Annotated in this window: 15 protein-coding genes; 5 read left to right on the top strand and 10 right to left on the bottom strand. The window is 59.5% G+C overall.

The features are described from left to right. Nucleotides 1-28: 28 nt before the first annotated feature. From asnB to ED655_RS10050, 7 genes are all read right to left on the bottom strand, one after another. Nucleotides 29-1,768: an asparagine synthase (glutamine-hydrolyzing) gene (gene asnB, locus ED655_RS10080; RefSeq protein ID WP_122050045.1), complete on the bottom strand. Its 1,740-nt coding sequence runs from the start codon at nucleotides 1,766-1,768 to the stop codon at nucleotides 29-31. A gap of 3 nt (nucleotides 1,769-1,771) precedes the next feature. Beyond that, nucleotides 1,772-2,839, bottom strand: a complete 1,068-nt coding sequence (locus ED655_RS10075) for a glycosyltransferase (protein WP_408735668.1) — start codon at nucleotides 2,837-2,839, stop codon at nucleotides 1,772-1,774. Between the two features lie 64 nt (nucleotides 2,840-2,903). Then, nucleotides 2,904-3,845 (bottom strand): glycosyltransferase family 9 protein, encoded by a 942-nt coding sequence (locus ED655_RS10070; RefSeq protein ID WP_122050044.1) that lies wholly within the window; start codon nucleotides 3,843-3,845, stop codon nucleotides 2,904-2,906. Further along, a complete protein-coding gene (dnaQ, locus tag ED655_RS10065; protein WP_122050043.1) occupies nucleotides 3,842-4,519 on the bottom strand; it encodes a DNA polymerase III subunit epsilon in 678 nt (225 codons plus the stop codon). The genes ED655_RS10070 and dnaQ overlap by 4 nt, the downstream gene beginning before the upstream one ends. Then, nucleotides 4,516-5,103, bottom strand: coding sequence for a dephospho-CoA kinase (coaE, locus tag ED655_RS10060; RefSeq protein ID WP_277302615.1), 588 nt, complete (start codon nucleotides 5,101-5,103; stop codon nucleotides 4,516-4,518). Before coaE ends, dnaQ begins: the two co-directional genes overlap by 4 nt. A gap of 97 nt (nucleotides 5,104-5,200) precedes the next feature. Continuing rightward, nucleotides 5,201-6,067 carry a shikimate dehydrogenase gene (locus ED655_RS10055; protein WP_122050077.1) on the bottom strand — a complete coding sequence of 289 codons (867 nt, stop codon included), beginning with the start codon at nucleotides 6,065-6,067 and terminating at the stop codon, nucleotides 5,201-5,203. Between the two features lie 2 nt (nucleotides 6,068-6,069). Continuing rightward, the gene (locus ED655_RS10050) at nucleotides 6,070-6,843 is read right to left on the bottom strand and encodes an N-formylglutamate amidohydrolase (RefSeq protein WP_122050042.1); all 774 of its coding nucleotides are present in this window, start codon (nucleotides 6,841-6,843) and stop codon (nucleotides 6,070-6,072) included. A 60-nt stretch (nucleotides 6,844-6,903) separates the two neighbouring features. On the opposite strand from ED655_RS10050, the gene argH reads away from it, so the two are divergent. Continuing rightward, nucleotides 6,904-8,364, top strand: coding sequence for an argininosuccinate lyase (gene argH, locus ED655_RS10045; RefSeq protein ID WP_122050041.1), 1,461 nt, complete (start codon nucleotides 6,904-6,906; stop codon nucleotides 8,362-8,364). Next, entirely contained in the window at nucleotides 8,361-8,498 is a 138-nt protein-coding gene (locus ED655_RS15585; protein ID WP_162993476.1) for a hypothetical protein, read from the top strand. The genes argH and ED655_RS15585 overlap by 4 nt, the downstream gene beginning before the upstream one ends. Here ED655_RS15585 and gluQRS read toward each other — a convergent pair. Further along, a complete protein-coding gene (gene gluQRS / locus ED655_RS10040) occupies nucleotides 8,483-9,340 on the bottom strand; it encodes a tRNA glutamyl-Q(34) synthetase GluQRS (protein ID WP_122050040.1) in 858 nt (285 codons plus the stop codon). The genes ED655_RS15585 and gluQRS overlap by 16 nt on opposite strands. A 138-nt stretch (nucleotides 9,341-9,478) precedes the next feature. Between gluQRS and ED655_RS10035 the strand changes: the two genes are divergently transcribed. Next, on the top strand, nucleotides 9,479-10,042 hold the full coding sequence (locus ED655_RS10035; protein WP_023978366.1) for an HNH endonuclease: 564 nt from the start codon (nucleotides 9,479-9,481) through the stop codon (nucleotides 10,040-10,042). A 27-nt stretch (nucleotides 10,043-10,069) separates the two neighbouring features. Here the strand turns inward: ED655_RS10035 and ED655_RS10030 are convergent, their stop codons facing one another. Beyond that, nucleotides 10,070-10,432, bottom strand: coding sequence for an ArsC family reductase (locus tag ED655_RS10030; RefSeq protein WP_122050039.1), 363 nt, complete (start codon nucleotides 10,430-10,432; stop codon nucleotides 10,070-10,072). Nucleotides 10,433-10,720: 288 nt separating this feature from the next. Between ED655_RS10030 and ED655_RS10025 the strand changes: the two genes are divergently transcribed. Both ED655_RS10025 and ED655_RS10020 read left to right on the top strand, forming a co-directional pair. Beyond that, nucleotides 10,721-11,881, top strand: a complete 1,161-nt coding sequence (locus ED655_RS10025; protein ID WP_122050038.1) for a KpsE/RkpR family capsule polysaccharide export protein — start codon at nucleotides 10,721-10,723, stop codon at nucleotides 11,879-11,881. Nucleotides 11,882-11,890: 9 nt separating this feature from the next. Continuing rightward, complete coding sequence (locus ED655_RS10020; protein ID WP_122050037.1) at nucleotides 11,891-12,538, top strand: ABC transporter ATP-binding protein; 648 nt, start codon at nucleotides 11,891-11,893, stop codon at nucleotides 12,536-12,538. Nucleotides 12,539-12,554: 16 nt separating this feature from the next. Here the strand turns inward: ED655_RS10020 and ED655_RS10015 are convergent, their stop codons facing one another. After that, the gene (locus ED655_RS10015) at nucleotides 12,555-13,589 is read right to left on the bottom strand and encodes a polysaccharide biosynthesis/export family protein (RefSeq protein WP_240993613.1); all 1,035 of its coding nucleotides are present in this window, start codon (nucleotides 13,587-13,589) and stop codon (nucleotides 12,555-12,557) included. Nucleotides 13,590-13,672: the final 83 nt, after the last annotated feature.

Genomic DNA, 13,672 nt, shown 5'->3' with positions numbered 1-13,672 from the left:
ATTGCGGGTGATGTAAATCAGGGAAAGATCAGGCGGCGAGCGTGTCGAACACATCGCCATGGTACGGAATTCGCTCGATATGAATCCGGTACCACAGGGCATAGAACAGCAACGCCCAGGCAGCATGACGCTCGCGCCGCCCCTCTGCGCGATCGAAAATCCGACGAATGTCCTGAGCCTCCAACACGCCCGCGAACGCTTGCGCCTCAGCCACCAAAGGCCCGAGACGGGCGGAACGGGCGCCGATCCACTGCCCGACCGGCACCGTGAATCCCTGCTTGGGCGCAAAAGGCGACGACCCAGGCACATTCTCCTCTACCCAGCGTCGTAACAGATATTTGCCGTGGCCGCCCTTCACCTTGAGATGATCGGGCAAGGACCAGGCCAGTGCGCTCATGACCGGATCGAGCAAGGGGGTCCTGCCCTCGATGGCATGGGCCATGAGGCAACGATCGAGCTTGATCAGCAGGTCATTCGGCAGCCATTCGTCCAGATCGAGGCCCTGCACGGATCGCAGACGCGTCTGCTCATAAGGTGGCGTGAAGTCCTTCTTCCACTGCCCCCCAGTAGGCAGACGGCAAAGCCCGTCCATCATGCCGCGCCGCCAGGGCAGACGCCCGCCCCGCCACCAGGGACGCATGGCGCGGCGATAGCGGCCATAGCCGCCGAAGAGCTCATCACCCCCCTCACCGCTCAGTATCACGGTCACATCCTTGCGCGCCTCACGCGCAAGAAACCAACTGGGGATTACGGCATAATCCGCCACCGGATCATCCAGGCAAGCCACGATTTCAGGTAGATGGCGCCAAACCATGCTTTCGGTAATGGTCAGCACATTGTGCTCCGCGCCCAGCACACGGGCGGTCTCCGCCGCCTGAGCGCTCTCATCGACCGAGCCGGTGTCGAAACGCGCTGTCCAGGCCAGAGGCGCCCCGCGACCAAGACGCGTCATGGCTGCAAGAACCGCCGTGCTGTCTATGCCGCCGGAGAGAAACATGCCGAAAGGCACATCGGCCCGCTCATGCGCCTGCACACTATCCATAAGGGCATGATCGAGGCGTGAGAGCGCCATCTCCTCGTTCAGATCCCGGTTGATCGCGCCATGACGGGCGGGCAGTTTGCTGGCGCGATCCAGTGCGCCATTAACGAAACGCAGGGTTTCGCCGGGCAGGACGCGCTTGATACCGGGATAGATCGTCTCACGTCCCGCAACGAACTGCACCTGAAGCAACTGGTCGCGGGCGGCCTCGCGCACGCCACGCGTGACAAGCCCCGTTGCGAGTAATGCCTTCGCCTCAGAGGCAAAGATCACCCCCTGCTCGATCTCGGCGTAGTAGAGCGGCTTGATACCGAACGGATCGCGACTGAGGGCCATGACCGTATCAGGCCCAGTCTCGTCCAGCAGCGCTATCGCGTACATGCCGCGCAGTTCGAACGTATAGGCGGTATCGCAATCGGGCCAGAGAAACAGAGGCGATTCACAGTCGCTGCCCGTCTTGAATGGCGCATCGGCAAGCGTCGCGCGCAGGGCCGGATCGTTGTAGATCTCGCCATTGGCAACCAGCGCAATTGGGCCCTGAATCAGAGGTTGCGCCCCCCCTTCCAGGTCGACAATGGAAAGACGGCGATGAACAAGCGCCGCTGATCCTGTCTCATGGAATCCCTCGCCATCAGGACCGCGGTGACGCAGCGCCTGAGCCATGATCTGAAGGATTGCCGTGTCAGGCGCATACCCGGGACGACATACCACGCCAGCGATACCACACATGGCCTAACGCTCCCCGCTATGCCGCGAGGCCAGCGCATGCAGGAAATCATCCCAACGCGCCAGTACGACCGGGGCGGCAAACTCGCGTTCAAAACGTGCCCTGCCATTGACGCATAGCGATGCCGCCAGCGCAGCCGTTTCAAGTACCGTCGCAATTTCCCGCGCAAAGGCCTCGGGATCTTCGGTGGGCGCAAGCAGCCCGTCCTGCGTTCCGGCCAGAACCTCCTCCGGCCCCTGTATCGCGCTCGCCACGACAGGACGCCCCGCCGAAAGCGCCTCGATCACCACATTGCCCAGAGGTTCGATGCGCGACGGACAAACCAGCAGGTCGCACGCCTTGAGCCACGGGCCACTATCCTGCACCCAGCCGGGCATATGCACGCGATCAGACACGCCCTCACCACGCGCAAGACCGGTAAGGGCTTCGCGCTCCGGCCCCTCACCCGCAATGACGAGATGGACGCCGGGTAACCGCTTCATGGCGCGTATCAGAATATCGAAGGCCTTGTTGCGATGCAGCCTGCCCAGAGCCAGAATGAACGGCCGCCCCTCCGGTACGCAATCGGGACGCTGCGGCTTCACATGGGCCAGATCACTGGCGAAATTGGGCAGATAATGCACCCGCCCTGAATCCCAGCCCTGGGCCACCATCCATCGTGTCAGCCCGCGGGTATTGCCCACGAGGTCGGAGCATTTCCGGTAATTGGCAAGGTCGTAATAACCGCCCAGCCTTCCCGCAACAGGCCACGGCCCTGTCGGCATCATACGGGCGGCGCGGCTCATCCAGGCGATGGTCACGTCAGGCTGAAACCGTGTGAGGGAGCGACGCAGACGCCAAGGTGTCAGCAGATCGAGCCGCCCGCCGAAACGCATGGCCTCAGTGTTGACGTGTCGCGCGCCCAACCGCGCTTCGCGCGCAGGGTCACGACGAAGGATCGCCCTAACATCATGACCGGCCTCATGCTGGGCCATGCACAGGCGTTCATAGAAAAGTTCGGCGCCCCCACTACGTGCGCCCGCCATGACGTGAGCGATGCGCAGAGGGGTGAAATGACGCTCCGGCATGCTCATATCGCTCTCCCGCCCGCGCATCGCCTGACTGACAGACGCCGATCCTGCACCCGCACCAATCGTCTCAACCGCCATGATGCGCCTCTCCCTCTTCTGCCAGCAGGGTCTCGATTTCGGCCAGAACGGTCGCGACAGTGAGCCCAGCAATCGGGGCCTTGCCCTCCGGGCCGGGTGCCGCCACAAAATGTGCCTTCCTGCCCGTCGGCGCATATTCCGAGGCGCGACTGGGGCCGAAGAGACCAAGTGTTGGCGTACCGGCCGCCGCCGATAGATGCATCAGCCCCGAATCATTGCCGACAAACAGGGCGCAGCGGCGCAGCAAGGCACCTACGAGGCCAAGGCTTCCTTCCCCGCCAAGATCAATGGCGCCTCTCCCCTCCTCTAGGCCGGATGCCGCAAGCGCCTCGATGACGGGCCGTGCGAGTGCCTTCTCTGCCTCGCCGGGGCCATAGAAAATGACAGGGGTCAAACCTCGTGCCTGCATGGCCCGACCGACCTCGATGAAGTGCGGGGCGGGCCAGATCTTGCCTTCCCAGTTGGCGGTCGGCGCGAGGGCGCAATAATGCCTTGTCGCTGGCAGGATCTCGGCCGCAAGAACCTCCTGTTCCGGGCGACACCAGATTTCGGGCATGAGCGTCCTCTCGCCCCGGAACAACGCTGCCAGATGGCCGATACGCGCGCCCGGCCGACGGCCACCGCGCAGGATGCGCCGGTGCAATGTCGGCAGGAAAAGCGAGACGCCCGAACCGCGCAGATCGACAATCCGGGTCCAGAACGTGCCCACACAGCTCCACCAAAGGCCAAGCCAATGCAGGTCGTAGCGCTTCTTGCTGACCACGATTACCCGGTCGACCGAGGGGCATGGCTCGAAATAGCTGGCTGCGACAGGCCCGCAGGCCACGGTGATGCGGGCATCCGGGTGAAGGCGGCGCAGTTCGGCCAGCACGCCGGAGGAGATGACGGCATCACCCAGACGGTTGGCCGTGATGAACAGGATGCGTTTCATTGCAGCCAGATCGGCTCTTTCAGTCCCGCTACGAAGGCCTCATGAGCCGCTGTCGTCGCCTCATCCGGCGGGGACATGGGGCGCGGTCTGCGATCGGGGTTGCCGCGATAGGTGGCAACACCATCGCCGCTCCCAGACACCGCCAGTCCCAGTCCGCGCTGGCGACCGCCCATCAGCTCCAGATAGACCTCGGAAAGCAGCTTGCAGTCGAGCAGTGCATTATGGGTGGTACGTGCAGACAGATCGATGTCATGACGACGACACAACGCATCGAGCGAGTTAGGCAGACCAGGATAGCGTTTCTTGGCCATCTCGAGTGTATCGATCATACGCGCACGATCGAGGGGCGCCTTGCCGCATGCCTTAAGCTCGGCATTGATGAAGCCAAAATCGAACGGCGCGTTGTGGGCAATCATCTCATCATTGCCGATGAAGGCCAGGAAGCCGTCCACAATCTCGGCAAATTTCGGTTTATCGAGCAGGTCATCGAGCGTGAAGCCATGCACACGGCTGGCCTCGGGCGGCACGTCACGCTCGGGGTTGATCAGCACGTGGAACGCCTCTCCTGTCGGGAGATCGTCAATCAGTTCGAGCGCTGCGATTTCGATCACGCGATCGCCGGTCGCCGGGTCGAGCCCTGTGGTTTCCGTATCGAAAAGGATGGACCTTTTCATGCTGCGTTCTCCAGGGTTCTCATCATGCGTTTCATCTGCTGCGCGGTATGGCCGCGCGAGAGGCCATTACGCAACAACAGATCGGCGCGTCGATTGCGTTCGTTATCGCTCATCTGACGTGACAGCAATGCACGCGCCTGGGCCTCGCTCATTGAGCGTCGGCGCATGATCCGACGCAGGCGCACAGGCAACGGCGCCGTCACCACAACGACCAGATCGCAGTCACGATCGGCTCCGGTCTCGAAAAGAAGCGGGATATCCAGCACACAAAACCGCATTCTGCGCCGACGCATCTGCCGCAGGAAATCCTGCCTCGCCTTGCGAACGAGCGGGTGGATAATCGCCTCAAGGGCTGCAATGCGCTCCGGATACCCGATGACGGTCTGGCGCAAAGCGGCGCGATCAACCGCCCCTTCTTTCACCGTCTCCGGCCAGAGCCGGGCAAGGGCCGGAACGGCCGCGCCATTTTTCGCCTGAAGGGCGTGGACAGCGCGATCCGCATCGAAAACCGGCCATCCCGCCTTGCGAAGAAAATGCGCGACCGTGCTCTTGCCTGCTCCCATGCCGCCCGTCAGGCCGATCACGACGGTTCCTTTACGCTGTGGCCGCCAGTCCTTGCGAGGGCAAACAACCCCGATGCGCGCTTTAGAACTCAATCCGGCACCTCTGACGCAGTCCTGCTCAATCGATCGTCTCGATCAGACGTGCTCGCAGCGCGTCATCCACCTGCGGCTCGTGACCGAACCACGCAGCAAAACCCGGCCTTGCCTGATTGATCAGCATACCAAGCCCATCGACCCCCTTGAGTCCGCGAGCACGCGCCGCAGCCAGAAGAGGCGTTTCGAGCGGCATATAGACGATATCGGACACCACCAGATCGGACGACGCCAACGCGAGTGTTGCGGCCCAGTCGTGAGTTTCCTGCCCGGCCATACCCAGCGACGTGGTGTTGGTGAGAAGCCCGAAAGAGGCGAGAGCTTCGGGCCATTCCTGCCAGTCCAGAACGGTACCGCCCTCCAATGCCTCGACAAGCGACTGCGCACGGCTGCGGGTACGATTGGCAATGGCCAGGTCGCATCCCGCATCAAGCAGTGCCGCACAAACGGCCCGCGAGGCCCCTCCGGCGCCAAGCACCAGTGTCTTGCGCGGCAGGGTGATCCCTGCCTGATCGAGCGAGTCCAGATAGCCCGTGCCGTCGGTGCAATCGCCGAGGATGGTGCCATCGGGTGGAAAGACCAGCGTATTCACGGCCCCTGCCCGTCTGGCCTGGTGGGTGTGCCTGCCAGCCAGACTGTAAGCGGCTTCCTTATGCGGGATCGTGACATTCAGGCCTGCAAAGCCAAGGGCCTGCAAGGCGTGTACGCCAGCCTCGAAGCGTTCCGGCGCCAGCGGCAGACGCAGGTAAAGACCGTCGATTCCGTAAGCCGCGCACCAGTAATTATGCAGGATGGGCGAGCGCGTATAGGCGAGCGGCCATCCCGTTACAGCCGCGAGAATAGGCTGGCCCTGCGGAAAAAGCGCCGCAAGTTCAGCCTTGGCGTCTGCCAGGTTCAGTGCGCCGTCGAGATGGCGTTCCAGTAGAGCGGCAACAGCCGCGCCAGTCTCTGTGCCCAAGATATCTGTCCTGCCTCGTTTTCAATCAGATCCTGACGGATCTCTATCTCCAGATAGGGCAGACCGCCCTGCTCTGCATGATACGGCACGGTATAATCCGATGTCGCGGTCAGGACATAGGGTTCATTATCCCCCACGCACAGATCCCCCTCCTGCCGCAGCAGATCGAGCATGATTCGTGCCGAGCGCGTATCCCGATGATGCAGGATCCCCACATGCCAAGGACGATCCTTCCCGTTCATGCGCGGCGTGAAGCTATGCAGGGCGATCAGGGCCACGGGCGTTTGCCGCCGGCGTAGCAGTGCTGCGATCTGGTCATGATAGGGATGAAGTATTTCGCGCTCACGACGCGTCCGACAGGCGGCGCTGAGTGCCACGTTCGCGCCTATGGTTGTGTGGTCCGACACTGCCGGGATGGATGTCGGATGACCGGGTGCACGATTGCTGTCGATCACGAGACGGGAATAGACTTGCTCGACCAGATCAGCACCGAGCAGCGCCTGCAACTGCACACCAACTCCGTGGATACCGATATCCCAGGCGATATGTCGCCCCCAATCGGTCTCCTCCACTCCGAGACGCCCCAGCGCTTTGGGTACCTCGCGCCCTGCGTGGTCGCTCACGAGAATGAACGGCGATGCACCTGCGGCTTTCGTTACCCGGTAGGGCAGCGGATCTTCAGGGCCGAGAAGAGGGGGAAGCTCGCTCATGAATTGCGCGCACCTTGCTGACTGACTAGGTTAGCCCACCTTGACCACAATCCCCATGCCATGGACAACCCCGTGACCGAGACTAAGCCCCAGCCATCGAGCGATACTCCCACCCAGACCGAAGCACGTCTGGCCAACCCGCAATGGGGCGGGCGCTTTGCGGCCGGTCCGGCTGCCATCATGGCCGACATCAATGCGTCCATCGATTTCGATCGCAAGTTGTGGCGTCAGGATATTCGGGGCTCGCTGGCTCATGCAGCTATGCTCGCCCGCGTGGGTCTGCTGACGGCGGCCGAGGAAAAGGAGATCCGCGACGGGCTTCACGGCATTGCCCGTGATATCGAAGCCGGGAATTTTCCTTTCTCGCAGGATCTTGAAGATATTCACATGAATATCGAGGCACGCCTATCCGATCGTATCGGCGAGGCTGGCAAGCGCCTGCATACAGCGCGCTCGCGCAATGACCAGGTTGCCACCGATTTCCGCCTGTGGGTACGCGACGCCATTGACGGAATAAGCGGGCAGGTCACCGCGCTCATGCGCTCTCTGGCGACACGGGCACTGGAACATGCTGCTGACGCCATGCCGGGCTTCACCCACCTGCAGGTCGCCCAGCCTGTCACTTTCGGGCACCATCTGCTGGCCTATGTCGAGATGCTCTCGCGTGATCGCGACCGCCTGCGCGACGCCCGCGCGCGACTGAACGAATGTCCGCTCGGCTCTGCGGCGCTTGCAGGCACGTCCTTCCCGATCGACCGGCGCTTCACGGCTGCTCAGCTCGGCTTTGACCGACCCACGGCCAACTCGCTCGATTCGGTGTCCGATCGCGATTTTGCGCTCGAATATCTCTCGGCTCTGTCGCTGCTTGGCATGCATCTGTCGCGTTTGTCCGAGGAGCTGGTGCTATGGTGCTCGGCACCGTTCAGCTTCGTACGGCTTTCAGACGGCTTCACCACCGGCTCCTCCATCATGCCGCAAAAGAAAAACCCCGATGCCGCCGAGCTGGTGCGCGCCAAGGTCGGGCGCATCACGGGTGATTTCATGGGCCTGCTGATGGTGATGAAGGGCCTGCCTCTGGCCTATGCAAAGGACACGCAGGAGGACAAGGAGCCGGTATTCGATGCCACCGAGGCCGCTACCCTGTCTCTCGCCGCCATGGATGGCATGATACGCGACATGACCGCCAACACAGACAAGATGCGCGCCCTTGCTGGTGCCGGTTTTGCGACCGCGACCGACCTTGCAGACTGGCTGGTGCGCGTGCCGCGTCTACCCTTCCGCACGGCGCATCATGTCACGGGCCGACTGGTCGGCATGGCCGAAGCCAAAGGCTGCGATCTGGCTGATCTCACGCTGGAGGAAATGCAGGGTGTCGAGCCGCAGATTGATGCCAGCATTTTCGATGTGCTGACCGTGGAATCCTCCCTCGCCTCGCGCACCAGTGAGGGCGGCACAGCGCCGGAGAACGTCGCCCGCGCAGCAGGGCTCTGGCTGTCGCGCCTTGAGGAGAACGCAGCATGACCCGCACGACCCGAATTCTCGGCCTGGCTCTGGCAGGCGCGCTCATGCTCACCGGCTGCGGCAAGAAGGGCGCCCCCCACGCCCCCGGCCCGGCCAGCAAGATCACCTACCCACACAGCTATCCGCCGGAGTAACCCGCCTTACCGATAAAGGTCGTCCGGGCAATGGATGAGCGCGCCAGAGCGATAATGGCAGGCGCGCTCATCCCCTTCTCCCGCAGGGCACGCAGGCTCTCGGCACCATCCCGCTTTGAAAGCTTGCGCCCGGTTTCATCGCAGATCAGCCCGTGATGAGCATAAAGCGGAGCCGCAAAACCAAGCAATTCCTGCAATACACGGTGCATCGAGGTCGCCTCGTAAAGATCCGCGCCTCGTGTGACGCAGGTAATGCCTTGACGGGCATCGTCGCAGGTGACGCAAAGATGGTATGAAACGCCATTATCGCGCCGTCCCAACACGACATCCCCAAAATCCTGCGCGCGCCCTTCGATGCGTTGCGTGCCCTCCTGCCAGGAGGGGATACACCCGAGCCGCTTCAGTGCTGCGTTCATATCGAGACGCCATACATGCGGCTGATCCGGCACAATCTGGCCATAACGACCACGGCAATGCCCGCCATAGACGGCGCTCCCATCCGGCGCGATGCCCGCCGCACCCGCCTGCATTTCGGCCCTTGAGCAGGTGCAGGCATAAACCAGCCCCTGTTCGCGCAATCTATCCAGCATGGACCGGTAATAAGGCAGATGGGCTGACTGGCATATGACAGGCTCCGCGCTTTCGAACCCCAGCCACAAAAGATCGTCCAGGAGCGCCTGCGTGTAGGCAGGGAGGCAGCGCTGCGGGTCGATATCCTCGATGCGGATCAGGAATGTTCCGTCATGCCCTGCGATATCCCGCGCATGACAAGCTGAGGCAACATGACCCAGATGCAGAAAACCCGTCGGGCTCGGCGCAAAACGTGTGCGAAATCCTGTCATCAAACCTTCGCTTGCCCTGCTCCCGGAAAGCTGAAATAGTCAGACCCATAAGACAGACGGCGCGTATCTATAGGCGCTGGTTTCCCGTCGCGCTTGAGATAATCCGATCGTGCCGCCCTGTAAAAGAGGATGCGATCGATGCTTGCCAGCGCCCAGCATTTCCCCGCCCTTGTTCTGAATGCGGATTTTCGTCCGCTTTCATACTTCCCGCTATCGCTATGGTCCTGGCAGGAAAGCGTCAAGGCGGTGTTTCTCGACCGGGTTTCGGTCCTGAGTGAATATGACGATATCGAGGTCCATTCACCGAGCTGCGTCATGCGCGTGCCCAGCGTTATTGCGCTAAAAGAATATATCCCCACAGCGCGACGACCTGCTTTCACGCGTTTCAACGTTTTCCTGCGCGACAACTTTTCCTGCCAGTATTGCCACGACCGATTGCCCACGCACGAACTAACCTTTGATCACGTTATCCCCCGTGCCAAAGGCGGCCGCACCACTTGGGAAAACGTCGTGACGGCGTGCAGCCCGTGCAATCTGATCAAGGGATCGAAACTCCCTGCCGAGATCGGCATGCACCCGCGCATCAGGCCTGTGCAGCCCTCGACACGACGCCTACAGGAGAATGGCCGCAGCTTTCCGCCAAATTACCTGCATGAAAGCTGGCGCGACTATCTGTACTGGGACAGCGAGCTGGAGGGCTGAGTTTCGCCCTCCCTACCCGCTTCCCCCTCAGGGCGTGGGCTTAAAAACTGCTGCATAGAGCTCGGGCTTGAACCCAAGGGTCACTGCTCCGTCACGCACCAGGATAGGGCGCTTGATGACGGTCGGGTGCGCGAGCATCAGCGCTACAGCCTGAGCTTCCGTGCTGATCTGCTTGTCCGCCTCAGGCAGCTTGCGGAACGTCATCCCCGATTTGTTGAGCAGCTTCTCCCACCCAACAGCTTTAACCCAGTTCGCCAGTTCCTCAGCGCTCAGCCCATCCTTGCGCAGATCATGGTAGCGATAGGCAACACCCTCGGCGTCCAGCCAGCGCCGCGCCTTGCGCACAGTGTCACAGGTCGTGATTCCGTAGATCGTCACCCCTTGCTGCAATTAACCCTCCTCTTAAATGTCAGATCTTCAAACTGGGCGCTGCCATACCATGGGTTACGGCGATTACTGATATTGCTTGACATGATCCCAGAGACGATCACCGCCTTATTTTTAACCCTCACAAGGGCGGATCAAATCCGCAGCTAAGCAAAAATTCGTATGCCGCTTTCGCGTAACCTTGCCCATAAACCTGCCTTCTCTCAGGCTGGTCTAGAGCTTCACCGCGTCTTCTGAAAACGGGGCCAACTCTAAGTTGCCATTTAGGCGAGTTTCAGGCAAATCAGAGAAATGAACAACCTATCACTCGCTGACGGCAGTCCTCACAAAGGCATTCATGGAGTATCAGGTCGCGTTAGCTCGTTTGCAAAGCGCAACGCGGGATTTTGCGCCTTTGTCGTGCTGCCGACTGTCGTGTCCGCAGTGTATTTTTCCGTCTTCGCGTCTCCGCAATACGTTTCGGAAGCACAGTTCATCGTCCAGGGGCAACATAACCAGTCCAATCTGATGCTTGCCGGTCTGCTTGAAGCAGGCGCTGGCGGGAGTGCCAGTGAAGACACGTATGCCGTGCAGGATTACGTTACATCCCGTGATGCGGCAGAATTATTGCTACGTACGGAGAATCTTGGCGCAGCCTATCAAAAATCAGCAGCAGATGCGCTTGCTCGGTTTCCAAATTTTTATTCCGGGCACACGTTCGAACATTTCTACGCGTATTATCGCCGGCACGTGGTCGCAGAACTCGACACCACAACCGGTGTTTCGACCTTACAGGTCCGAACATTTAGCGCTGAGGATTCTCAGCGCATCGCGCGTGCCCTCGTCACGGCTGCCGAAAACCTTGTTAACCGGATGAATGACCGGCAGCGCAAAAATACGATCGCTGCATCTGAAAAGGAATTGAACGAATCAATTCAGAAATTATCCGCGGTGAACAAAAAGATTGATCTTTATCGCGACAAGATTGCGATGCTTAATCCGAGTTTGCAATCTCAACCAGTGCTCAAGGATATTGCGGCCCTTCAAACGATCGTTACAACAACACGTGTGGAACTTGCTCAACTTCAGCATTCAACGCCCGATAGCCCGTTGATTGAAGTATACAAGCGTAGAATACTAGCCATCAATGCAGAGATCTCGCATGCCGAAACGAAGATTACTGGCTCTGATGCTTCGTTCGTTCCCAAGATCAGCGAATACGAAAGTCTTGTTTTTCAACGAGCACTTTATGAAAAAGAAGTTTCTACTGCGGATGCTGGCGTGGCAACCGCAAAATTACAGGCTGACCGCCAATTGTCGTATCTGAACGAAATCACACAGCCTAATCTTCCGGATTATGCGGCATATCCGCGTGTAGTTTCTAATGTCGCCGTGGTGTTTGCGACGATGCTCGGGCTTTATCTGATGGCAATGTTGCTTATCAGCGGCGCTCGAGAGCACAAACTCCTTTAAGCTTTTCTCATGCTGCAATGTATAGACGTTACAAAAGATTATCCCGTGGCCGGTGGAAGGCGCAGGGTTCTAGACCGGATTAACTTTCGCCTTGAAAAAGGTCAGAAACTCGGTGTTCTGGGGCGTAATGGGGCAGGGAAATCAACTCTCATTCGCATGATTGGCGGCGTTGAACCCATTACCAGCGGACACATCGAACATACAATGTCGATATCGTGGCCACTAGCATTCGGAGGGGCGTTTCAAGGCAGTCTAAGCGGATTGGATAACCTGCGTTTTATATGCCGTATCTATGGTCTCGATTACATCGCAACACGTGCGTACGTAGACGACTTCGCGGAGCTTGGTTCTCAACTGGCAGATCCGGTCAAGACATATTCGTCTGGAATGCGTGCCCGTCTGGCCTTTGCATTGTCAATCGTTATAGAATTCGACTGCTACTTAATCGATGAGGTTATCATGGTCGGTGACGCGCGCTTTCATAAACGCTGCGAGGAAGAGCTTTTCGTGAAGCGACAGGACCGGGCCATGATCCTGGTTTCTCATGACATGGGATTTATGCGCGGTACGTGTGATCGTGCTGCGATAATATCAAACGGGGCATTCACCCCGTTTGATAATGTTGAAGAAGCGATTTCAATTTACGAGGCTCTCTAATTCCTCGTGGCAGTACTCAGTGCGCCAGATAGGCTGCTGTAATCATCGGGCTGATAAGCGTACTGATTAGCTGATTAACTTTATAGAACCTGTTGGTTTTCGCGTTGGCGATCACCAGAACATCTTTGGTCTTCATGGGAATGCTTTGAGCCAGAAAGTAGCTGCTTGGGTTCATCATATCCAGCTGATAGACCACCGGAATGCCTCTTGGTGTCGGCGGCGTGTCTAATCCGAGTTGCCTGGCTGCGGCCGGATCTTCAAAGCGAAACAGAAAGGCAGCGTTGGGGTCGGCACGATTGTCGTTAGGTCCACCAACACGCGCCAATGCTTCAGCTAGTGAAACATGAGGGGACTTGAACGGTGTTTCGGTGGCTTGCAGGCCCGCAGCACCGAATACGGTATAGCTACGGGGTTGATAGATAACGTGAATTCTGTCCCCGGGGCGCGCACGAATATCTTGCTGAGGAAATGATTCCAGCGTTCCAAGGTCTGTAGCGCCGACCTTCTCTCCGCGAACCAGTTCAACGTGCGAATCTTCGGGCGGATAGATGGCCCCGCCGGCAATGGCCACAACGTCAGACAAGTGCTCTTGGGCCGTGCTCAGGACCACTCGGCCTGGTTTATGTACTTCGCCCGATACAATGACGGTGTTTGCAATGTCGCTTGAAATCCGAACCATAACTTCGGGATTCTGGGATTTGCCGGCAAGGCTGCTTCGGATATTTTGGGCAAGTGCCTGAGGGGTTAACCCGGCCGCCCGCAGTCGGCCGACGTAAGGTATGGATATGGTTCCATCTGCTTCAACCTGTGTAGGCGGTAGATTTTGGTTTGTTACATTTGCCGCGGGGCCGGTAGAGAGCGCGGTGGCGCTTGCGGCGCTTGCGGCACCAGCAGCACCAGCAGCACCACTTGACGGCGTGAACAAACCGCTGCCCAGTTCGAAAACTGTAATCGTCAATATATCGCCCGCACCAATCCGATCATTGGTTGACGAAATGGTCTCAGCATTGTCGATACTGGATATCAATGGAGGAATTTCGGTCGACAGCACTTCCGCCAACTTGGGATTCACAGGCAGTATGTGGAACCCGAGAGGGTTGAGTTGCTTAGTCTGCGCAGCCTCTAGCACTATGC

This window comes from Asaia bogorensis (genome assembly GCF_900465345.1).
Taxonomy (GTDB): Bacteria; Pseudomonadota; Alphaproteobacteria; order Acetobacterales; family Acetobacteraceae; genus Asaia; species Asaia bogorensis_A.
This window is presented reverse-complemented; position numbering and strand designations above follow the sequence as displayed.